Annotated in this window: 17 protein-coding genes and 2 pseudogenes; 15 read left to right on the top strand and 4 right to left on the bottom strand. The window is 71.7% G+C overall.

Annotated elements, in window-relative coordinates:
- Positions 1-104 precede the first annotated feature (104 nt).
- From WMF43_RS04975 to WMF43_RS04955, 5 genes are read left to right on the top strand one after another with little or no spacing between them, the layout of a single operon-like run.
- A complete protein-coding gene (locus tag WMF43_RS04975; protein WP_437677800.1) occupies positions 105-614 on the top strand; it encodes a chemotaxis protein CheW in 510 nt (169 codons plus the stop codon).
- A complete protein-coding gene (locus tag WMF43_RS04970; protein WP_437677798.1) occupies positions 611-1108 on the top strand; it encodes a response regulator in 498 nt (165 codons plus the stop codon). Before WMF43_RS04975 ends, WMF43_RS04970 begins: the two co-directional genes overlap by 4 nt.
- Before the next feature lies 1 nt (position 1109).
- Positions 1110-1715: a YfiR family protein gene (locus WMF43_RS04965; RefSeq protein ID WP_437677797.1), complete on the top strand. Its 606-nt coding sequence runs from the start codon at positions 1110-1112 to the stop codon at positions 1713-1715.
- Between the two features lie 40 nt (positions 1716-1755).
- Complete coding sequence (locus WMF43_RS04960) at positions 1756-3354, top strand: methyl-accepting chemotaxis protein (RefSeq protein ID WP_437677795.1); 1599 nt, start codon at positions 1756-1758, stop codon at positions 3352-3354.
- Positions 3338-5482 (top strand): hybrid sensor histidine kinase/response regulator, encoded by a 2145-nt coding sequence (locus WMF43_RS04955; RefSeq protein ID WP_437677793.1) that lies wholly within the window; start codon positions 3338-3340, stop codon positions 5480-5482. The genes WMF43_RS04960 and WMF43_RS04955 overlap by 17 nt, the downstream gene beginning before the upstream one ends.
- 141 nt (positions 5483-5623) lie before the next feature.
- Here WMF43_RS04955 and WMF43_RS04950 read toward each other — a convergent pair whose 3' ends face one another.
- Both WMF43_RS04950 and WMF43_RS04945 read right to left on the bottom strand, forming a co-directional pair.
- The gene (locus WMF43_RS04950; RefSeq protein ID WP_437677791.1) at positions 5624-6904 is read right to left on the bottom strand and encodes an ABC transporter substrate-binding protein; all 1281 of its coding nucleotides are present in this window, start codon (positions 6902-6904) and stop codon (positions 5624-5626) included.
- Between the two features lie 280 nt (positions 6905-7184).
- A complete protein-coding gene (locus tag WMF43_RS04945) occupies positions 7185-8030 on the bottom strand; it encodes a LysR family transcriptional regulator (protein WP_437677790.1) in 846 nt (281 codons plus the stop codon).
- Positions 8031-8121: 91 nt separating this feature from the next.
- On the opposite strand from WMF43_RS04945, the gene WMF43_RS04940 reads away from it, so the two are divergent.
- Together WMF43_RS04940 and WMF43_RS04935 are read left to right on the top strand one after the other, a co-directional pair.
- A complete protein-coding gene (locus WMF43_RS04940; RefSeq protein WP_437677788.1) occupies positions 8122-8517 on the top strand; it encodes a tautomerase family protein in 396 nt (131 codons plus the stop codon).
- A 178-nt stretch (positions 8518-8695) separates the two neighbouring features.
- Positions 8696-10279 (top strand): dipeptidase, encoded by a 1584-nt coding sequence (locus tag WMF43_RS04935; RefSeq protein WP_437677786.1) that lies wholly within the window; start codon positions 8696-8698, stop codon positions 10277-10279.
- Between the two features lie 127 nt (positions 10280-10406).
- On the opposite strand, the pseudogene WMF43_RS04930 reads toward WMF43_RS04935, so the two are convergent.
- Positions 10407-10868: pseudogene (locus tag WMF43_RS04930) on the bottom strand (hypothetical protein); the annotation flags it as partial.
- Positions 10869-10872: 4 nt separating this feature from the next.
- On the opposite strand from WMF43_RS04930, the pseudogene WMF43_RS04925 reads away from it, so the two are divergent.
- From WMF43_RS04925 to WMF43_RS04890, 8 genes and pseudogenes are all read left to right on the top strand, one after another.
- Positions 10873-11070, top strand: a pseudogene (locus WMF43_RS04925) (TetR family transcriptional regulator); the annotation flags it as partial.
- Positions 11071-11398: 328 nt separating this feature from the next.
- Positions 11399-12160, top strand: a complete 762-nt coding sequence (locus WMF43_RS04920) for a hypothetical protein (protein WP_437677784.1) — start codon at positions 11399-11401, stop codon at positions 12158-12160.
- Between the two features lie 47 nt (positions 12161-12207).
- Positions 12208-13758, top strand: coding sequence for a M20/M25/M40 family metallo-hydrolase (locus WMF43_RS04915; RefSeq protein WP_437677782.1), 1551 nt, complete (start codon positions 12208-12210; stop codon positions 13756-13758).
- Between the two features lie 227 nt (positions 13759-13985).
- Positions 13986-14312 (top strand): DMT family transporter, encoded by a 327-nt coding sequence (locus WMF43_RS04910; protein ID WP_437677781.1) that lies wholly within the window; start codon positions 13986-13988, stop codon positions 14310-14312.
- A gap of 197 nt (positions 14313-14509) precedes the next feature.
- Positions 14510-16840: a DUF4215 domain-containing protein gene (locus WMF43_RS04905; protein WP_437677779.1), complete on the top strand. Its 2331-nt coding sequence runs from the start codon at positions 14510-14512 to the stop codon at positions 16838-16840.
- 256 nt (positions 16841-17096) lie between these two features.
- Positions 17097-19157: a PEP/pyruvate-binding domain-containing protein gene (locus WMF43_RS04900; protein WP_437677778.1), complete on the top strand. Its 2061-nt coding sequence runs from the start codon at positions 17097-17099 to the stop codon at positions 19155-19157.
- On the top strand, positions 19154-20374 hold the full coding sequence (locus tag WMF43_RS04895) for a hypothetical protein (protein WP_437677777.1): 1221 nt from the start codon (positions 19154-19156) through the stop codon (positions 20372-20374). The genes WMF43_RS04900 and WMF43_RS04895 overlap by 4 nt, the downstream gene beginning before the upstream one ends.
- Before the next feature lie 7 nt (positions 20375-20381).
- Entirely contained in the window at positions 20382-20963 is a 582-nt protein-coding gene (locus WMF43_RS04890) for a hypothetical protein (RefSeq protein WP_437677775.1), read from the top strand.
- A gap of 10 nt (positions 20964-20973) precedes the next feature.
- Here WMF43_RS04890 and WMF43_RS04885 read toward each other — a convergent pair whose 3' ends face one another.
- Positions 20974-21957 (bottom strand): NAD-dependent epimerase/dehydratase family protein, encoded by a 984-nt coding sequence (locus WMF43_RS04885; protein WP_437677773.1) that lies wholly within the window; start codon positions 21955-21957, stop codon positions 20974-20976.
- Positions 21958-22087 lie beyond the last annotated feature (130 nt).

Below are 22087 nucleotides of genomic sequence, written 5' to 3'. Positions count from 1 at the left end.
ATCTGTCAGAAAGTATTCCTCTCGGTAGGAATTCTCCTGATGTTGTGTGTTCCACCCCAAAAGCGCGTCCCCGGGCTCAGCCATTGTGATAGAAGAAGGAAACCTTGTCTGACGCGCTCAATCCGCTGGAGGAGCTGCTCGACCGGCGTGGCGGCGCCGAGGACAAGGGCCCGCGAGCAAGGGCCGTCGTCGATTGCCTGCTCTTCGATCTGGGGGGCGTGACGTTCGCGCTCAGGGCGCAGCAGGTCGAGGAGGTCATCGCGTGGCGCGCTCCCTCGCCGCTGCCGCGGACCGACCCGCGGGTGATGGGCGTCCTCCAGGACCGGGGGAGGATTGTGGTGATCGTGTCGGTGCCTCTCGCGGAGCCGACCGCCCCCCCGCGCCGGATCGTCGTCTGCCGGACCCAGCGCGGCTACCTGGGGCTGCCCGCCGGCAACACGCGGTGTGTGGCCGCGGTCGAGGTGTACGGGGAGCTCCAGCCGAGCGCGGTGGTGGACACGAGCGAGGGGGCAGTCACCTTCCTCGACGTGGCCCAGCTGCTCGACGCCCCCGACGGGGCTCCCCGGCCGCTCGGCGCGCCGCGCGACGGTCACGCCCGGAGGGTGAGCCGATGAGCGACCCGCACAGCTCCCGCTCGCCCTCGTCCAGGGGCAGGCCGCCGGGTGATCCGCCGCCCGAGGACGCGGGCGCGCCGGTGAGCGCGGCGCCGCCGTCGCGGTCGCCCGCGAGCGCGGCGCAGAGCGCTCCGGTGCTCGTCATCGACGACAGCGAGATCGCCCGGGAAGAGGTGTGCCGCGTGCTGCGCGGGGCCGGCTATCAGGTCGTCGCGCTCCCCTCCCCCATCGGGGCGACGCAGGCCATCGTGCGGCAGAAGGCGCGCATCGTCGTCGTCGACGTCTTCATGCCCACCATCCGGGGGGACCGGCTGCTCACCCTGTTCCGGAAGAACCAGCGGCTCGGGCACCTCAGCGTCATCCTGATGTCCGGGCACTCCGAGCAGGAGCTCCAGCACCTCCAGATGGAGGTCCAGGCGGACGCGATCCTCTCGAAGCGCCACCTCGATCGCCTGCCGGCCCTCGTCAAGCGGCTCGCCGGCAAGGAGCGGTGACGTGGGCCAGGCTGGCCAGCGAAGCAAGGTGCCTCCGGGCGCCGCGATCCGGCTCGCCGCGGTCCTCTCGATCCTCACCGCCTCGAGCGACGACGGCCTCGCTGCGCCCGCGGTCCCCTACGATCTGCGGGGCGCCATCCTCCTGCGGTCGCTCGGCTACGAGAGCGGCTTCGCGGGCCGGACGGGCGCGGCCGTGCTCGCGGTCGTCGGCGAGGCGTCGGGCGAGAGCGCGGAGGACGCGAACGCGATGGCGGCCGTGCTCTCGAAGCTGGCCGCGAAGACCACCGTGGCCAAGCGGCAGGCGACCGTCGTGCGCGTGACGTACAGCGACAAGGCCAAGCTGCAGGAGGCGCTGCGTACCAGCGGGGCCGAGGTGGTCTACGTGGCGCGCGGGCTGCCCTCGATCATCCCGGAGATCCCGGCGCGCGAGGGGAACGTGGTCCGCATCGTCGTGTGCGGCGACGGCGACGACGCGAAGCGCGGCTGCGCCATCGCCGTCGGGCTCGCCCGCGAGAGGCCCGAGATCCTGCTCAACGTGAAGCACGCCAACGCCGTCGGCCTCCGCTTCGATCCGCAGCTGCTCCGGCTCGCCCGCATCGTCGACTGAGGCCCTCGAGGCCTCGGCCGCCGTCCCTCGATCCTCGCCCATGCTCAACGTCCGCTCCATCCGCTGGAAGATCGCCGCCCTGGTCGCGTCGGTGGCGATCGTGCTGTCGGCGCTGGATCTCTGGCTGATCCCCGCCCGCACCGCGCGGGCGAGCGAGGCCGAGCTGCGCGAGCGCGCCGAGGTCCTGGCCACGATGCTGAAGGAGCCGATCGGCGTGGCCATGGACCTCGAGCAGCCGCCGGAGACCTTCCCGGACACCCTGCGCGCCGCGATGACGGATCCGCTGGTGAGCTGGGTCGCCGTGTACGACGAGCGGGGGGCCCGCGTCGCCTCGATAGGGGCGGCGCAGACGCCTGGAGCGGCGCAGGCGCCCGACAGCGCCCAGGCCGTCGGCCGCGGGGGCGACGCCAGCGTCGTCGCCAGCGAGGCGCCGATCACGTCGCGCAGCGGCGAGCGCCGGCTCGGCACGCTCGCCGTCGGGCTGCGCAGCGACCGGATCGCCGAGCGCCGCGCCGACTCGCGCCGGACCATCGCGCTCCAGTCGGCGGGGATCATGGCGCTCGGCCTCGGCCTCGCCTGGGTCGTCTCGGCGCGCATGACGCGCTCGATGGCGCACATCAAGGAGGCGGCGGACCGCATCGCGCGCGGCGACGTCTCGGCGCGGCTGTCGCTGAAGATCACGGGCGACGAGCTCGGGGACATGGCGAGCGCGTTCGAGCGGATGAACGCCCAGCTGCGCGAGCTCCAGGAGACGGCGGCGCGCGTCGCGGCGGGCGACTTCACCTGCAAGATCAGCGGCGACGGGGAGCTGTTCGCCGCGTTCCGGGCGATGGTGGCGAGCCTCGAGGCGCTCGCGTCGCGGATCGGCGACACCTCGTCGGAGGTCGCGTCGGCCGCCGCGGGCATGTTCTCGTCCGTGCGCGAGCGGGAGACGACCGCGGGCCAGCAGAACGCCGCCCTGGAGGAGATCCGGCGCACCGTGGAGGCCCTCACCGCGAGCGCGGATCACATCGCCAGGGACGCGGCGACCGTGCGCGCGATGGCGCAGCAGAGCCTCGTCAGCGTCCAGCGCACGGCGGAGCAGACGCGCCTCGTCAGCGCCCACTCGGGCCGCATCGGCGAGATCCTGTCGCTGATCCAGAGCATCGCCGACAAGTCGGACCTGCTCGCGCTGAACGCCGCGCTGGAGGGGACGAAGGCCGGCGAGGTGGGCCGCGGGTTCTCGCTGGTGGCGGCGGAGATGCGCCGGCTGTCCGAGCACGTGATGGACTCGGTGCGCGACATCCGGAAGCTCGTGGCGGACATGCACGCCGCGTCCCACGCGTCGGTGCTCGCGACCGAGGACGGGATCAAGCTGGCCCGCGACACCGCGGCGGCCGCGGCGAAGATCTCGGACGCGGTGGACCACCAGCGCGAGGGGACGGCGCGGGTGAAGACGGCGATCGTGGACATCGTCGGCGCGGTGAACGACACGCTGACGAGCAGCGCGGACGCGACGCGGGCCGCCGAGTCGCTGCTCCAGCTGTCGCACGAGCTCAAGGCGGCGGCGCGGGCCTTCCGGGTCAGGGAGGCCGCGGCGCGGCGCGCCCGCGGCGAGGCGGCCCTCTCCGGGGCGGGCGAGGATGAGGAGCCGGGCTGACCTCGTCGCCGCCTTCCACCGGGCGATGCCGGACCGCGTGGCCGAGGCGACGGATCTCTGGCTCGGCTACGAGCAGGGCCAGGCCGAGGGCCTCCCGGTGCTGCGCCGGCTCCTGCACACGCTGAAGGGCGAGGCGCACATGCTGGAGCTCGCGGCGTGCGGCGAGCTGGCCGAGCTCGCCGAGGACGTCATCGACGCCGCGCGGCGCGGCGGGCCCCCGACGCAGCTCACCGGCGACAGCGTGCTCGGCGCGCTGGAGGCGCTCGGGCTCCTGTCGGCGGGCGCCGGCGAGGAGGCCGCGCCCGAGCTCGACGGCGTGAAGGCGACGCTCCGCGCCGCGCGCGAGGAGCTCCGCGCGCGGCGCGGCGAGGGCGGCGCGGAGGAGGCCTCGCCGCCGGCCGCGCCGCCGGCGAGGGGCGCGCTGGAGACGGTCGCGCCGCCGCGGCCGGAGCAGCCCGCGCCCGCGGTGCTCGACGCGGCCGCCGTCGGGGCGCTGGTCCACGAGCTCGGGCGGCTCCACGGCGAGCGGGAGGCGCTCCAGCGCCGGCTCCGGGAGGCGCAGCGCATGCTGCGCGCGCTGCTCGTGGAGATCGATCCGGGCGGGGCGCCGGAGCGGCTGGCCGAGCGGATCACGAAGACGCTCGGCTACGGCGCCGAGATCGAGCGCGCGCTCGGGGCGGTCCGGGCGGACTGGTCGAGCAACGACTTCGCGGTCGGGCGCGCGCTCGGGGAGCTCGACGAGGTCGTCCGCCGGGCGACGGTCGTGCGCACCGAGCGCCTCCTGAACCAGGTGTCGCTCGCCGCCCGGAGCGCGGCGCGCATGCTCGGCAAGGACGTCGAGGTGCGGGTCGAGGGGACGGGGCTGCTCGACGCCCAGGTGGAGCGCCGCCTCGAGCCGGCGCTGCTCCACCTGGTGCGCAACGCGGTCGACCACGGCGTCGAGCCGCCGGAGGTGCGCGCGCGCCGCGGCAAGCCCGCGCGCGCGACGGTGTCGGTGACGGTGGTGCAGACCGACGCCGCCGTGCGCGTCGAGGTGAAGGATGATGGCGGGGGCGTGGACTTCGCGCGCCTGCGCGAGGTGCTGGCGCCGTCGGTGCCGGACGCCGCGTCGCTCGACGACGCCGAGCTGATCCCGTACCTGTTCGCGCACGGGCTCACGACGAGCCGCAGCGTCGGCGCGATCTCGGGCCGCGGCGTCGGGCTGGACGTCGTGGCGCGGGAGGTCGGCGCGCTGGGCGGGCAGGTCCGGGTCGACTCGCAGCCCGGGCTCGGGACGACGCTCCTGCTCGTGGTGCCGAAGAACCTCCACGGCGAGGAGGTGGTCCCCATCTCGAGCGGGCGCTTCCGCTGCGCGGTGCCGACGCACGCGGTGCACTCGGTGGTAGAGCTCGAGGAGGTGCTCTCGGGGCCGGACGGGCAGCGGGTGCGGCTCGCGGGCGACCCCCGGATCGAGCTCGTCCCGCTGTTCTCGCTCGGGGCCGTGCTCGGCGACGCGGGCCGGCCGGCGCCGGGGGACGCGGCGCTCGTGCTGCACCACGCGGCGGGCCTGTTCGCGGTGAGCGTGGACGCCTACGAGAACCCGCGGCTGGTCTCGCTGGTGCGCTCGGAGGAGATGCCGTTCACGTCGCCGCTCGTGCGCGGCGTGGCGCCGACGGCGGACGGCGAGGCGATGCTGCTGCTCGACGTGGAGCGGCTCTTCGCGGCGGCCCGGCAGGCGCCCTGGGAGGCGGCCTCCGCGGCCGCCGAGGAGCAGCGCGAGCCGCTCGCGCTGGTCGTGGAGGACGCGCCCGTGGCGCGGGAGCTGCTCTCGGGCATCCTGCGGGCGCTCGGCCTGCGCGTGGAGGAGGCGAGCGACGGCCGAGAGGGGCTCGCGCGGGCGCGGGCGGCGCCGCCGGACGTCGTCCTGACGGACCTCGAGATGCCCTACATGAGCGGCCTGGAGATGGTGGCGGAGCTCCGGCGGTCGCCGGCGCTCGCGCGGGTCCCGGTCGTGGTGCTGACGACCGCGGCGAGCGACCAGAACGTGGACGTGCTGCGCGCGCTCGGCGTGCGGGCGGTGCTGTCGAAGCAGCGGTTCGTCGAGGAAGAGCTGCGGCAGATCATCGCGCAGAGCCTCAAGGGCGCGTGACGGCGCGCGCTTGCCAGGGCTCGCGGCGGGAGAGGGGAGATTTCAACGCAAAGGCGCAAAGTACAGGGGGAGATTTTGGTTGCGTCTCTGCGTCTCGGTGTCCTCGCACCGGTGCGAGACGCTGAAGAGCTCTCCGGGAGATCAATTGCCGACGTAACATGTGACGGCGACAGGATCGAGATCGACGAAGGTGTCGCCGTCGATGGTCCACTGCTGCATGAAATGGTGCCTGCTCGCCCCGTAGCCGTCGAACTCGTATTCGGCGGCCGCCCCGACGTACCGGAGAGGGATCCCCTCGCGGAGCTTGGCCATCGCCGTCTTCAGGTCCCGCCACGAGGCGACGTCGTGGCCAGGGCTGTTGAGCTCGCGGATGACCCGCTGCAGCTCGTACCCGGAGGTAGGCGTCGCCCCGCGCGTCGCCTGGGCGAACGCGAGGCCCATCGCGATGAGGACGACGCCGTCGTAATAGAAGTGGGCTGCGGGGAACGGCGTCTCGCCGCTCCACCGGCTGGAGAAGTAGTCGCTGAACGCGGCGGCGTTCTCGGTCGTGCAGGAGGCCGTCCCCTCGGCATCGTCCAGGGTACGGCACTCGCTCCGCAGGCTGAGCGAAGGCGAGACCCCGCGGTATCCATCGAGGGATCCTGGAGGGATGTTGGCGAGGAACACCTCGGTGCGCAGCGCGGGGCCGAGGAGCCAGGCGCCCGGGCGTCCGGAGAGGGTCCACTCGGTCACGATGGTCGAGGCGGCGGCGGGATAGGCGGACAAGAGCGTGCGCTCGGCGTCCCACGCGAAGGCGGACGTGATCCTGTTCGTGTACGACTGCTGTCCCGACGTGAACGTCACGGAGGGGAAGACTTTGCCCCCGAGCGCCGCGAAGAGGGTCGTGAACTCGCTGCTGACGTTGGCGCTGTAGTCGTCCCGCGCGGCCAGGCTGTTCACGGCGTCGACGCCCTCGCGAACGGCGTGTTTCGCCAGCGCGCAACCGACGGCGAACGGCGACGGGGCGAGCCGCATCCAGCCCCCCTTCGCCTCGATGCGCGCGACGGAGGGCGCGGCGTAGCCCGGCAACATGTGAAACACGTCGAGCTCCCTCACCTCCGGCGCGATCTCACGGGCGAGATCGTTCTCCTCGGGCCCTACCAGGTAGTGGACCTGATCCGCGTAAAGCAGCTGGAGCAGCTGCTCGAGCCCGCGCTTCGAGCTCGAGTGGCTGTCTCGGCTCACGATGGCGAACGGCCGCCCGTCGAGCCCGCCTGCGGCGTTCAGGTCGTCGACCGCGAGCAGCATGGCTTGCTCCAGGTTGCGGCCGATGGCCGACTCGCTGCCGGAGAAGGGCAGGAGAGCCCCGATGACCACCACATTCTCGGGGTGCTCGGGCCCCTCTGGCGAGCACGACGCCGCGAGCAGGGACACAAGTCCCACGAGCAGCCCTGTCCCCACAGAGCCCATGCGTTGTTCACCGCAAGCGAACCAACTGCCGGCCCGATGGAAGCAACGCAAGGTTGCAGGCATCCCAAGAACCATGCGCAAGCTTCAGATAAGCGCCAAGGACGGAAACGTCAAGGAGCACGCCAATAAATAGCCTGGACTGTAATTGAGACTGGGGGGAGACATCACACTCTCTAAGAGCGCCGCGATTCGACCGTTGGCCGGCGACGACGAGGCGCCGCCAGGCCGCCGAGGACGATCGGCCTGCGAGGCGTCAGGCCGCCTTGGTCCAGGCCGCGAGCGCGCCCAGGAGGCGCTGGAACGCGGGCCGCGCCAGCCCGTAGAACGAGAGCCGCCCGGGGGAGCGCCAGCGCCGCGCGTCCTGCTGCGCCAGGTTCACGAGGTCGGGCGGCACGGCCGAGGCGTTGAGGCAGCCCACCCCCCAGCCCGCGCGCACCGCGGCGACCGCCGCCTGGCTGCCGCTGCAGGTGAGCCGCAGCGCGTGGGCGCGGCCGCTGCGCGCGAGCGCGCCGAGCGCCATCGCGCGCACGGGGCAGTCCGACCCGAGCAGGACCAGCGGGACGGCGCCCTCGGACGGCGGGCGAAAGCCGCCGCCCACCACCCAGGCGAGCGGCTCGCGGCGCAGCAGGCGCGCGTCGGGCAGCGGCTCGCTGGCGGTCACGACGACCACGTCCGCGTCGCCGGCCTGCCATCGCCGCTGGAGCTCCGCCGAGCTCGCCCACGAGAGCTCGAGCCGCGCGCCGGCCGCCTCACGCTCCAGCAAGGCGAGCAGCGCCTGCAGCCGGTGAGGAAGGAAGTACTCGCTGATCCCGACGCGCCACACGCCCTGCTGCGGCGCGGGCTTCACCGCGGCCTGGGCCGCCTCCTGCAGCTCGAGCAGGCGCTCGGCGAAGGGCAGGAAGCGCTCGCCCTGCGCGGTCAGGCGCAGCGAGCGGGTGGTGCGCTCGACGAGGCGCGCGCCGACCGCCGCCTCGAGCTTTTGCAGGTGCGTGCTGACGGCCGAGGGCGTGCGGTGCACCCGCTGGGCCGCGCGCGCGACGGCGCCGGTCGCGGCGATGGCGACGAAGCTCTGAAGCCAGAGCGGCTCGAGGTGATTCATCAGCGTTTCTGCCGAATCGGTTAGAATTATTCTGCTTCTCTGCCGAATGGTGGCGATCCAGAGTGAGGTCGTCAATTCGAAAGGAGACGCCATGCCCTACATTCACGTCCAGATCTCCGGCCGCGGCGACGACGCCCTGGCGCGGCGGACCGCCGCCGTCGCGAGCGAGCTGACGTCGCGGATCTTGCGCAAGGACCCGTCGCTCACCGCGGTGGTGATCGACTTCATCGAGCCCTCGCGCTGGTTCGTCGCGGGGCGCGCGCTGTCGCACGAGGGTGCGCGCTCTTACCACTGGATGGTGAGCATCACCGACGAGACCAACACCAAGGCCGAGAAGGCGGCCTACCTGAAGGCGGTCCACGAGGCGATGCGCGAGATCTTGGGCGACGTGGCGGAGCACTCCTACGTGCACGTCGCGGACCTGCGCGCCAGCGCCTACGGTTATGGCGGGCTCACGCAGGAGCACCGCTATCAGCACCCCGCCTGAGGCGACCCTCGCCTACCTCGACGCACTCGCGCCGCGCGCGCGGCGACGCGGCGGCGGACCTCGCCATACCCCTCCTCCGCGCCGGCGTCCGTCGGCGCTGCTGGCGCGCCTCTCCGGGGCGCGGTCCGGCCGACGCGCGGGCCCTCCTCACGCCGAGTCCGCATGATACGATTCAGTCATGCGAACGCCCTTGTACCTCGCGCTCCTCGCCGCCGCGGCGCACGCGGCCTGCGTTCCTCCCCGCGCGCCCGCCGAGTCGCCCGATGTCTTCGCGTCGGGCTTCGACGAGGTCAACCCGTGGCCAGACGGCGCGCCCGACGTCGTGGTCGTGGAGGAGAGCCCGGCGCGACGCGCGTCGCCGGAGCAGCGGGCCGCGCGGCTGCAAGCCAAGGCGCTCCTCGTGGACGGCCACAGCGCCGTGCCCTCGCTGCTCCTCGGCGGCGCGTTCGATCGGCTGAGCCCTGGCCACGAACCGACGGCGGCGGAGCTCGACAGGATCAAGGCGGCGGGCGTCGCCGGCGCGTTCTTCTCGATCCACGTCGGCGCGCCCTCCCCGCAGGCGCCCTCGCCGCTCGTCGGCAGCGCCGCGCGCCGCGCGCTCGATCTCATCGACGCGACCCACCGGCAGATCGAGCGCAACCGCGCGACGCTGGTGCTCGCGCGCAGCGCCACGGACGTGCGCCGCGCCAAGCGGGAAGGCAAGATCGCCGTGCTGATCGGCGTCGAGGGCGGGCACGCCATCGAGAACTCCCTGCCGGCGCTGCGCTCGTTCTACCGCCTCGGCGTCCGCTCCATGACGCTCACGCATACGACCACGAACGACTGGGCGGACTCCGCGGGAGGCGCCCTCGAGCCCGCGTACGCCCGCCACCGCGGCCTCGCGCCCTTCGGGGAGGCCGTGGTCCGCGAGATGCAGCGGATCGGCATGCTGGTCGACCTCTCGCACGCGTCGGACAGCACGTTCAAGGCCGTCATGAAGGTGGCCAAGGCGCCGGTCATCACCTCGTCCTCGATGCCCGCCGCCGGCCACCGTCGCCGCGAGCTCGACGACTACATGCTGCGCGCGGTCGCGGAGAACCGCGGCATCGTGATGGTGAACTCCTGGGCGCTCTTCCTGGACGAGGCGTACGCGGAGCAGTCCGAGCGCTTCGTGCAGAAGCACGGGGCGCAGCTCAAGGAGCTCGGCGAGAAGCTCCAGGGCGATCCGAGGGCGCTCCGCGAGGAGATCGAGAAGCTCAGGGCCCTGGAGGGGCCGGCGGCGCCGCTGCCGCTCGCGCGCGTCGTGGACCATATCGACCGCGCGGTGAAGATCGCGGGGATCGACCATGTCGGAGTCGGCTCCAGCTTCGGCGGGATCGAGGCGCCCCAGGACCGGCTCGCCGGCATCGACGGGCTGCCGAACATCGCGCTGGAGCTCGTCCGTCGCGGCTACTCGGACGGGGACATCCTCAGCCTGCTGGGCGGGAACTTCGTGCGGGTCCTCGAGCAAGCCGAGGCCTACGCGGCCGCCACGGAGACCACGCTGTCCGGGGACGGGAGCGAGCGGCAGCTCAGCGCGGTCGAGCTGCACGAGGCGCCGGGGCCGCTGACCGCGCTGCCGCCGCCGGCGCCGGCGCCGCTGCCGGCGCCGCCGGCGGCGTCGCGGCTGCGGGAGTCGTGGGTGGCCCCGCCGCCCGCGCCCCCGCCGCCGAGGGCGATCCCGCGGCCCACGAAGGACGGAGCGCCGGAGCCCGCGCCCCCGGAGCTCATGATGTCGCGGTAGCCCGACGCCTCACCCTACGAGTGCGTCCCGAGCTGCGATCCAGGCAGCTGCATGTACTGCTGCACCGGCCCGCTGAGGTGCGAGATCTGGATCTTCTGACCCCCCTCGATCGGTCCGATCTGCCTTGTCATGAAGCCTGCTTGGTCGGCCTCCCCCGGCTGAAGTAGTCGGCGAGCACCGAGAACGCCTCTTTGGGCTCCCAGGTGCCGTCCGCGAGCACCTTCACGACGCCGGTGCTGGCCAGGTCGAGGTCGCGGCGCGGATCGTCCGGGTCGTGCGGCAGGGCGTAGCTGGCGAACACGTGCACGAACGCGGCGTCGACGCCCTCGGCGTCGAAGATCTCGAGCAGCTCGCGCAAGGTCGTCGCCTGCTCGGCCTCGTCGCGCACGTACTCGCCGTTCAGCCCGAGCGGCGTCGCGGTCGCCTGGTCCCAGACGACGATCTCGCCGCCGCGCGGGCCGGCGTCGGCCGCGCCTCTGTACGTCGCGCAGCCGAACTCGGTGATCGCGACGGGCTTGCCCTGCGCTTTGCCCCGGGCGACGAAGGCGCGGATGAGCTCGGGGAACCGGTCGGCGATCTGCGCGTACCGGTCGATCCTCGGCCGCGCGGTCGCGCGCGGCGAGGTGAGGCCCGAGGCCCTGCACCCCCGCGTCGCGACGGTGGCCGTCGTGCTGCTGCGCAACGAGTTCATCACGCGCGGCGCGCCGAACGTGGCCGACAGCGTGCTCGTGGAGATCGTCGAGGAGGTGTACCTCCCGTTGATCCGCGGACGCGGCGCCCCGCCGGGATAGACGGACGGGCAGCAGCAGCGCGCCGAGGTGCCCGCGCTGGCCGGGGCGCCGGATGGATCCATGGCGCGCCCCGCCTGTACAGACAACCGCTCTGCGCCCAACCGGCCCCCCTCGTTTCCTCGCCGCGCCGCGCGGCCGCACGTTCGGCTACAGGAGCAAGGAATGGGGGAGAGAGAGAAACCGCAAGGGCGCAAGGGTCCAGAGACGAGATGATCTTTGTCTTCCCCTTGCGCCCCTCGCGCCCTTGCGGTTTCTCTTCCCTTTCGTTGATGCGTGCTACCGTTCGGCGAACCCGCCGCGAGTCCATCCTGAAAGCGCGAGAACCCTCATGATCCGGTCTTCTATCGCCTGCATCGCCTGCCTGGTCGCCGTCGGAAGCGGGTGCAACTCCCCCTCTTCCAGCTCGTCGTCGAGGGCCGCCTCGACGCCTGCGGACGCCACCCGAGCTCCGTCGTCCAGCGCGACCACGCCCCAGGCCGTCGCTCCGGCGTCCGGCGGCTCGACGCCCGCCACCACATCCCCGGCAGCGCCGACCAGCGACGGAAAACCTCAGGGAGCCCAGGACGGCCCGGACGATCCGCGGATCGAGAAGATCAGGGCCAGGTATCAGGAGATCCAGTCCCGCAAGGACCTCAAGCGAAGCGATCACCGCTTCGAGTGCGCCGGCGGCGAGGGCCGCGGCGAGCTCCGGCTCTATCAGGCGGACGGCGCGCTCCAGAAGGCGGAGATCGCGGCCGCCGACGCGGGGCACGGCGAGATGACGTACCAGTTCTACTACGACCAGGGCAAGCTCGTCTTCGTGCTGTACGGCGACGGAGGCTGGTCCTTCGACGGGACGAGAGGGACGCCGGACAAGCCGGCGACGACGACCAGCGTCACGCAACGCCGTTACTACCTCCATGACGGCGCGCCGCTCCGCTGCATCAAGAAGTACGCGAAGGGTCCCACGGAGCAGATCGAGTCCTTGCTGGAACAGGCGCCCAACCAGCCTGACGATTGCGCCAGGGCGCCGAAGGCGCAGAAGCTGGCCTCCGCCGCGCTCGCCGGCCCGAAGGGGACGGACGAGGTGAAGAAGCTGATGTGCAACTGAGCCGTTGTTGGGACGCCGCGGCCCGTGAGATGCTCCGGCAGCCCGCCATGGCTGCGTCCCCGGCTCCCTCCCCTCCCCGGGCCCTCGCCCGCCGCCGAACATCCACCCTCAGCGTCACCAGCCTCGCGCTGTGGGCGTTCTGCTGCTGCCTCGCGGCGTGCTCCGGGGGCGGCGCGCCCCACGCGGCCCCCGGCCCGGCGCCCGCTCCCGCGCCCCCCGGGGAGCCGCCGGCCGCGCCGGCGGCGATCGCGGAGCCGCCTTGTCCCCGGGCGACATCCCTGGACGGCCAGGCGATCCGGGGCGAGGCCGTGTGCCTGCTGCGCCGTTACCTGCGGATCGACACCACGAATCCGCCGGGGAACGAGGCGGCCGCGGCGCGGTTTCTGAGGTCCTTCCTCGACCAGGAAGGCATCGAGTCCACCACCGTCGAGTCGGCCCCCGGCCGGGCCAACCTCGTCGCGCGCCTGCCCGGCGACGGCAGCAAGAAGGCGATCGCGCTCGCGCACCACATGGATGTCGTCGCGGCGACCGCGAGCGACTGGCAGGCGCCGCCGTTCGACGGCGTGCTCCGCGACGGGGCGATCTGGGGGCGCGGCGCCCTGGACAACAAGGGTCCTGGGATCATCGAGCTCCTGTCCTTCGCGCTCCTCAAGCGGCTCGCCGCGCCGCTCGCCCGGGACGTCGTCCTCGTGGCGGTCGCGGACGAGGAGGCGGGCGGCGCGCACGGCGCCCGCTACCTGGTCGAGAAGCGCCTCGACCTCCTGCGCGACGTCGAGCTCGTCCTGAACGAGGGCGGCGCCATCCTGGAGCTACCCGACAAGAAGCTCCTCTACACCGTGGAGTTCGCGCAGAAGGCCCCTCTCTGGCTGAGGATCGTCGCGGAGGGGCCGCCCGGACACGGCAGCTCGCCGAAGGGCGACTCGTCCACGCGCCGCCTCATCCGCGCGCTGGCCCGGCTGGAGCGGCACGAGTTCCCCCTCACGGTGGTGCCGGAGGTGCAGGCGCTCTTCACGGCCCGCGCCGCGGCCATGCCCGAAGGGCGGCGGGCGGCGTTCGAGGACCTCGAGAGGTCCCTGCAGCAGCCCGCCTTTCGCGAGGAGTTCCTGAGCGACCCGATGAACCGGGTGCTGGTCCGCAACACGATCTCGATCACGATGCTGTCCGGCAGCGCGAACGAGAACGTGGTCCCGTCCCAGGCGTCGGCGGTCGCGGATCTGCGCTTGCTCCCCGGTCAGGACCCGGAGGCCGTGATCGCCGAGATCAAGAGGGTCCTGAACGAGCCCTCGGTGTCCGTCCAGCCGATCCTGTCGTGGAGAGCGCACGCTTCGCCCATCGACACGGCGCTCTTCCGCGCCATCGGCGACCTGGCCCAGCGCCGCGACCCGGGCGCCCGCGTCACCCCGAACATCATCGGCGGGTTCACGGACTGCAATGCATTCCGCAGCAAGGGGATCACCTGCTACGGATTCATGCCGATCCACCTCACGAGGGCCGACACCGAGCGCGTCCACGGCCGGGACGAGCGCATCTCCGCGGAGGCGCTGGAGCGCGGCGCGACGGCGATGTTCGAGCTGGTGCGCTCCGTGGCGGGCCGTTGAGGCGGGGCCGCGCGGCTCGGCCGGCCCAGGGCGCGGGCGCACGCCCGGACCTCGTGCAGCGTTACGGAATGTTCAGCTCGCTCCCCTGAATGCCCGCTTCCCCCCGGCGTCGCCGAGCGCGCCTGGCCTGCGTTGCCCTCATCGCGTACGCTCCGGCGCGTGGACAGGCCCGGGCTCGCGCTGACGGCGGGCCGCTCAACACCCTGGTCCCCACAGAGGATGTCTCGATGAAGCACTGGCTGCTGCTGGCGGTCGCGATCGTGGCGGAGGTGATGGCGACCTCCTGTCTGAAGCCGGCGGAGGGGTTCACCCGCCTCTGGCCCTCCGTGGCCGTATGCGTCGGATACCTCTCCGCCTTCTATTGCCTTTCCCTGGTGATGCAGAAGCTGGACATCAGCGTTGTCTACGCCGTCTGGTCCGGCGTGGGCATCTCGATCATCGCGCTCGTGGGCACGTTCTACTTCCGCCAGCCCATGCCGCCGGTCCGCGTCGCGGGGCTCGCCTGCGTCGCCCTCGGCGTCGTGCTGCTCCAGCTGTCCAACCCGCCGCACTGACGCGGCTCTCCCGCCGCCGCGCCGCCGCGCCGCGCCGCGCGTCGCAGAACACAGAAAGAACGGCACAGCTCGCCTCGCGCGCCGCTCCACGCGGACCTGCCTCGTACACCCCATGATCCGGGCATCCGGGCGGCGATATTACTTGACATTTCGAGGCAATTTTGATTCTGCTGCTCCCTCGGAGAAGCGACGCACTCATGCCGCAAACGACACGCCTGATCGGAGCCATTGCCCTCGGGGCCAGCGTGGCGGCCGGCTGCGGGGGCGGCGGCGCCTCCGGGGCCGTCCCGCCGGACGGCGTGGGCGGCACGGGCTCCGGCGGTGACGACAGCGCCTGCGGGGACGGCGCGCTCGCGAACGCCGAGGCGTGCGACGACGGCAACACGAGCGACGGCGACGGCTGCAGCGCCGCGTGCAGCGTCGAGCCAGGCTACGAGTGCACCGGCGCGCCGAGCGACTGCGCGGCCGTCTGCGGGGACGGGCTCCTCGCGGGCGGGGAGGCCTGCGACGACGGCGACACGAGCGACGGCGACGGCTGCAGCGCCGCGTGCGCGCCCGAGCCGGGGTACGACTGCACCGGCGAGCCGAGCGCGTGCGCGTCCTCCTGCGGCGACGGCGCGCTCGCCAGCGACGAGGCCTGCGACGACGGCAACACGAGCGACGGCGACGGCTGCAGCGCCGCGTGCGCGCCCGAGCCGGGGTACGACTGCACCGGCGAGCCGAGCGCGTGCGCCGCGCGGTGCGGAGACGGCGTCATCCTCGACCACGAGGGGTGCGACGACGGCGACGCGGCGAGCGGAGACGGCTGCAGCAGCGGCTGCCAGATCGAGACCGGCTTCGTCTGCTCGGGCGCGCCGAGCCTCTGCTGCATCCCCGAGGCCGAGCCGAACAACGAGCCCTCGGCCGCCAGCGGCCCGGTGCCGGTCGGGGCGATGGCCTGCGGGAGCATCTCCCCGGACGGGGAGGTGGATGTCTACGCGTTCACGCTGCCCACCGCGGGGGACGTCTTCGTCGAGGCGTTCAACGGCGCGGATCCGGGCTCCTGCTCGCCGACCGCGGCCATCACCCTCTACGACGGCGACGGCGTGACGGTCCTGACCCGCGGCGCGACGAGCGGCGCCGGGCGCTGCGCGAGGATCGACGGCTGGGCTGATCCGCGCGCCTCCGCGCTGCCCGCGGGCACCTATTACGTGGAGATCGCCGACGCAGGCCGCGCGCCCCGCCCCGCGTATACCGTCCGGATCCGCGCCACGGTGTGCGGCGACGGGGTCCAGGAGGGCAGCGAGGCGTGCGATGGCGAGGCGAACTGCGATGAGCGCTGCGAGGTGACCACCCCCGGGCCCGGGGAGAGCATGCAGACCGCCGAGCCGTTCCCGGGCTGTCCGCTGGCCCCGAGCTCGAAGGTCCGCGGCGACGTCCCGCCCTGCTTGCCCGTGAGCGGAGCGGTCCACTGGTACAGCCATGCCGCGACCAGCGGCGTCGTTGTCCTCTCGGCCGACGCGGCGGGCCCGGTCGCGCTCTTCAGCGACACAGGGCAGATGATCGGGTGCTCGCCCGACGTCACGGAGCGGCCGATCGCGAGCCGCTCGACCGTGGGTCAGGTGTTCTACGCGGCCATCCCCGCCTCGCCCGCCGGCCCGTGCGTGAGCTTCACCGACCTGCCCTACGCCGGGGTGGGCGCGGCGTCGAGCGACCTCGGCGTCGCCTTCCCGTCCTCCGCCGCGGGGAGCTGGGGCATGACGACGAGCGCGACGCACGTCTTCCTCGCGACCGCCGCGAAGGTCTTCTCCTTTCAGAAGTCCGTCGGCGTGACCGCCCTCGAGGTCGGAGCCTCGAACGGCATCACCTCGGCGCACATGGGATACGACATCCAGTTCGCGAACGGGGCGCTGTTCAGCGTCGATCAGACGAACAGCGCCACATCGAGCCGGATCTTCCGGATCTTCGACGAGGCCGCGGGGACCTGGGCGCCGACGACGTGGGACACCTCGCCTGCCTACCCGGGCTCGTCCCCGTCCTACGCGCTCACCTTCGACGGCACGGATCTGCTCTATCCCACCCGGGGCAACGACACCACGCCGGCCTACTTCTTCGCCCGCTCGCCCGCGGAGCCCGGGCCCGCGCAGCTGCTCGGGTCCGTCCCGGCGCTGAGCGGCGTCGCGGGCATGGCCGCGGACGCGCGGCATCTCTACATCGCCGCCTCCCACGCGGGCCGTCCAGGGATCTACCGCCTCGATCGGGCCGACATGGCCGCGCCGCCGGTGCACATCGCAGAGGGCGATATCTCCGCCACCAACACCTCGGTGGTCGTCGACGACACGACCGCCGCGAGTTACCTCTACTTCCGGGATGCCGTCGGCGACGTGCGGGTCGTGGCCGATCCGGGCGGCACGCCGCTGGAGCTCGGCGTCCTCAGCACGCTGGGCTCCGCGGAGGACCGGGCGATGACGTACGACGCCGCGGCCAACACGATCTACCTCTACGAGACCGAGACGAACGCGGCGGGACGGGTCGTGATGCTGCGGTGACGGGCGCCTCATAACGCCGCCCCGCCGTGCGCGCAGCGCGCGGGCCCGGGTGGCTCTGCCTGTCTCGCGCGCGGCACCAGCGGAGGCGCTCGCATGGACAGCGCGGCGCTGGCGGCCGCGGCGGCCCCCCCTGCGCATGCGGCAAAAACGATTGCCGAGCGGAAGTCGAGTTTGCTAGCTTGCTTGCGACACGGGGCACCAGAAATTCCACCTGTCGCCTGGAGGGTGCCTCCGCGAAGCAGAACCAGAGGCGGACATGCCAAGCACGACCCCGTTCGATCTGCTCTCTCGCTGCGCATACATCAGGGGCCTCGACGCTCCAGATAAGGAGAGGGTCGGCAACAAGTTTCATGGCCTGTCGCGGATCGCGGACGTCGTCCGCGTGCCGGAGGCCGCGTGCCTCGAGAGCAGCGCGTTCGCCCGATCGCTGCCCGAGCCGGCGCAGGAGGCGATCCGAGGGCTCTTGCGGCTCTTGCGCTCGAACGGCGGATACCAGCTGAACCGATTGCAACGCGAGATCCAGCGGGAGCTCGACCGCATCGAGATCCCCGCGGAGATCCGGGCAGAGCTCGAGCAGGTCGCCGCCCTGCTCTCCCGCGGCTGGAAGCACCGCCTCATCGCGCGCTCCTCCACCTCGTTCGAGGACCTGACGACGAGCTCCGGCGCCGGGATTTACGAGAGCATCGGGGACCTGTCCAGCTTCGAAAGGCTGCTCGAGGCGGTGGTGAAATGCTGGTCCTCCGCGTTCTCGCTCCCGGCGCTCGCTCATCGGCTCAGGATCGGGGCCTTTGATCTGGAGCCGCTCCCGGGGCTCATCCTGCAGCGGTACGTCCGGTCGACCTGCTCGGGCGTTGCATTCTCCCGGCAGCCTCACGGGGTCACGCGAGGGATCTACGTCGAGTACACGGACGCGGGGACGGACGGCGTGGAATCGGGGCGCGTCGCGCCGAAGTCGTTCCTCGCGTTCCAGAAGGATCCGTCGCTCGGAGGATTCGTCATCAGCGACAATGATCTGCCGGCAGGCCGAGCGAAGGAGCTCGTCGAGACGACGCTCTCCCTGCAAGAGCGCCTCGGCGGCCAGATCGAGTACGAGTGGGCGTACGACGGCGAGAGCCTCTGCGTCCTGCAGGCCAGGCCCATCACGGCGCTCGACGGCTCGCCGGGCGCCGAGCGGCGGGAGCCCCTGTGCAAGGTCTTCGACCTCTACCGCGACGCCGCGGCCATCCCGCGCGACGAGCTCGGCGACGTCCGCGCCATCTTCGATCACAGCATCAGGAAACGGAAGCCCATCCGCGACTACGCTGAGAAAGAAGGCATCGCCATCTACGGGGCGAGCGTCGTCATCGTGGACCGGCGAGGTCTGTCGGGGCACGACCTCGGCGCGCAGGGTCCCCTCTGCAGGTTGAAGACGCCGCTCCTGACCATCGACGTCGGCCCCTACCTGCGCTCCTTCTATTCGAAGCGGGCGGCGCTGGGCGACACCCTCCAGGCGTTGATCTCCGGCGCTCCAGGCGGCGTCCCGCTCATCATTCGCGAGTTCGCGTCCGGGAGGCATTCGGCCGTCTCGGCCGTCGGCCCCGAGGGCTGCGTGATCGTCGAGGTGTGCAGGGGCAGCCTCATCGGGATCAACCGGGGCTTCGTGGACACGCAGACGGTCCTGGTGGACGTGGACCGCGGGCACGTCCAGCAGCTGAGCGCCGGCAGCGCAGGCGACCGTTATTACGATTTCGACGACGAGAATTGCTGCTTCAAGCTCTTCGAGGGCAACCCCGGCGCGGAGACGGAGCCGGTGCCGGAGGCCGCGCTCCTCGAGATCGCCGGGTTCACGCGGAAGGTCCAGGCCGAGTTCGGGCGCAACATGCTGGAGTGGACCATCCTCGATCGCCGGCCCGTATTCGTGGACAATACACCGGAGAGCGTCACCGCGGAGGGCGCGAGCACGGACGGGCTCGGCGTCCGCTTCCTGAGCCCCGGCCGGATCTGCGGCACCGCGCTCTGCATGAGCGATCTCGCGAAGCTGGAGTACATCTCCTCGGGACCAACGCTCAACGTCGCGGGCCACCTCCCGACGCTCGAGAGCAACGCGGAGATCGCCGGCCTCATCGAGGCCGTGGAGGCGGCCCCCGACACGGTCGTCGTCTCCAAGTTCCCCTACACGGCGCTGAGCGTGGTCGTGGACAAGGTGAAGGGCTTCATCTTCGAGGCGGGGCCCATGCTCTGCCACCTGGCCATCATCGCCAGGGAGGCGAAGGTGCCCGTCGCCATCGTCCCGGGTGCCCTGTCGATGTACCGCGACGGACAGGCGGTCGATCTGTGAGCGCCTGGGCTCCGCTCGATACGAGCGACGCCGTCCTGATCCTTTGCCCCGTCGAATGGCGCAACCGCCCGCCGCGCGCGCTGGGCGAGGCGCTCGTCGCGCTCCGCCCCTCCCGCGGCGGAGGCTTCGCGCTCGGGTTCAACACGGCGATCCTCCGGATCGACGAGGCGCCCGTCCACTACGAGGTCATCCCCGCCGGCGCCGGCGCCGGCGCCGCGACGAGCGGCGACCTGCCGTGCCGGAGCGCGCTGTCATCCGTCCGGATCGGGCGGACGCTGGCGGAGCGCCTCGGGAAGACGGCAGACCTCGCGCCGCTTTTCTTGATCGTCAGGCGCGACGGACGGCTCTTCACCTACAGCGCGGTGTCGTTCGACGACGACAAGGTCCTCTTCTTGAACTCGAACCCCGAGGGCCCGCCGGTGCTCCTCGATGGCCGAGAATCCGTGCTCGATCTCACCCGGCGCGCGCTCGAGAACCACCACGCTCACAGGCTGGTCCTCAACAACCACAACAATCACAACCCGTTCCTCAAGAAATTCGCTGCCGGCGAGGAGATCGAATACAAGCTCAACATCGATCCCGGCGCGGATATCTGGCGGATCGCCGCTGATTTCTTCGACACCGTTCGCTCGGGCGGCCTCGAGGGGCACGTCATCCACTGGATGACGCAGTTCATGACGTGGGAGTTCGACAACCTGATCTACGAGAGCCTGGAGCCGGCCTCGCAGCGGGGGTACATCGCCTTCATTCCTTGTCCCGACGACAAGTACATCGTCAAGCAGAAGATATACGCCGAGGACAGCCTGCGGCGGATCGAGCTCTCGAAGAAGAACGTCGTGCTCCCGGGCACCTTCGAGGACTACCTCGCGGCGAACTACCCGCAGATCTCGTACAAGAAGCACCCTCCCTTCAACCGGGTCCGGTACGACGTCGACTTCGAGTCCCTGGAGACAGGGAACCACTTCTCGGTGATGTTCGACCGCTGCCGTATCGATGATCCCACCTGCCCGCCGCTGTCGCAGTGCGAGATCGAGTACATGGGGACGCGGACGATTGGGCAGCCCCGCATGGTCATGGAGGAGCTCGGCCGGATTTACCAGTTCGTGAAGCAGGAGCTCGGACGTGCAGGGATCCCTTTCGAGGAGACGTTCTACTCGAAGCTGAGCTACCTCAAGGATTGCGAGCGACTCCTCGCGGAGAAGCCGCGCGCGGTGTGAGGTCCCGATGAGCAGCGGCGCGACGAAGGAAGGCATGCACGGATCGCCTCTGGAGATCGTACACGCGATCAAGTTCGACGCCGCGCGGCTGGCAGACGCATACCGGCGCCTGATCGATCGCCACCCGATCGTGCCCGTGTCGCGGGGGAAATCCGTGCTCCGTTGCCTCTCCCTGACCCACAGGCCCTCCGCGCCGGACCCGCTCTACGACGGCAACAACGGCCAGTTCAACCTCGAGACCGGCGAGCGGCTGTACGAGGAAGCCGAATTCTCCGAGTTCAATGCGAATCTGAAGGACACGTACTTTTACGAGGTCTATCAGTCCATCCCCTACCGCGTCGGCCGTGTCAGGCTGATCGTGCTGCCGCCGCTTTCCGTCTACCAGATGCACATCGATTCGTGCAAACGGGCGCACATCCCGATCGAGACGAACCCGCACGCCTACATCCTGTTCGAGGAAGGCGCGCTCTTCCACCTGCCCGCCGACGGCTCCCTGTACGCGCTCGACACGACGAGGCCCCACACGGCGATCAACTGCGGCCTGCGGGAGCGGGTTCACCTGACCATGTCGATCGTCGGCGAGAGATAGCCGGGCCAGCTCACTCCACCGGGAAGGGCCCCTCCGCGAACTTGTGGTCGTGGTATCCCTTCGATCCGACGGCGCGCGCCAGCGGGCTGCGCGGGTCCTCCCCGGCGATCAGGCGATCGAGCACGTACCTGAAGTCGTACCGTGGGCGCCAGCCGAGCTCCTTCCGCGCCCGCTCGTTGACGTACACCCGGTCGATGCTGGGGAACATCTTCCAGCCGCGGCGGGCGTATTCCGCCTCGTAGTCGGGGAACCGCCGCTTCACCACGAGGGGCGCGTCCGCGCGCAGGCCGGGCAGGTCCTCCGGCGAGAACGGCGTGGTCGCGCTGAGGATGTACCGGCCGAAGCCGAGCGAGGGCGCCCGCTCGACGGCGAGCAGGTGGGCGCTCACGACGTCCTCGAGGTCCACGCGCCGGTGCAGGTACTCGTTCGCCTTGACGTTGCCGTCGTCGTACGCCTCGCGCGTCGCCTTGCTGTCGTCCTCTTCCGGGAAGAAGCGCGCCGTCCGGAGGACGAGGCACGGGAGCCCGCGGGCGCGGTGGAACAGCGCGCAGAGGTCCTCCGCCGCGGTCTTCGTCACGCCGTAGATGTTCTTCGGGACGGGCGCGACGTCCTCGGTCACCCACGCCGCGGGCGCTCCGGCGGGCGGCGTGAGCGCCACGCCGAAGGCGCTGGTCGTGCTCGTGAAGATGAAGCAGCGGACGCGGGCCGAGGTGGCCTCCTCGAGCAGGTTCAGCGTCCCCGTGACGTTCGTGTCGACGAAGGCCTGCCGGCTGTGCGTGGCGACATGGGGTTTGTGGAGGGTCGCCGTGTGGAGGACGGCGTCCACGCCCTCCATGCACCGCCTCACGTGCGCGCGGTCGACGATCGACCCGACCTGGTCCGTGAACGGCGACGCCAGGATGTCGAGCCCGACGACCTCGTGGCTCATGTGCCGCAGGGTGCGGACCAGCGCCTCGCCGAGGTGTCCAGCGCTGCCTGTGACCAGGATCCTCATGCTCGTCCAGCTCTCTCTCTGCCTGCCTTGCGCTCTCTGTGCCTGCCTTACGGCTCAGTCAGCCTGCCCTGGCAGGGCAGCGGGCGGAAGACGGATTTCGATCGCCGCAGGTGTCACGCTCCCCCGGGCT

The sequence above is a fragment of the Sorangium sp. So ce131 genome (assembly GCF_051519095.1).
GTDB lineage: Bacteria > Myxococcota_A > Polyangia > Polyangiales > Polyangiaceae > Sorangium.
The sequence above is the reverse complement of the archived record's forward strand: the minus strand, read 5'-3'. Positions and strand labels throughout refer to the sequence as shown.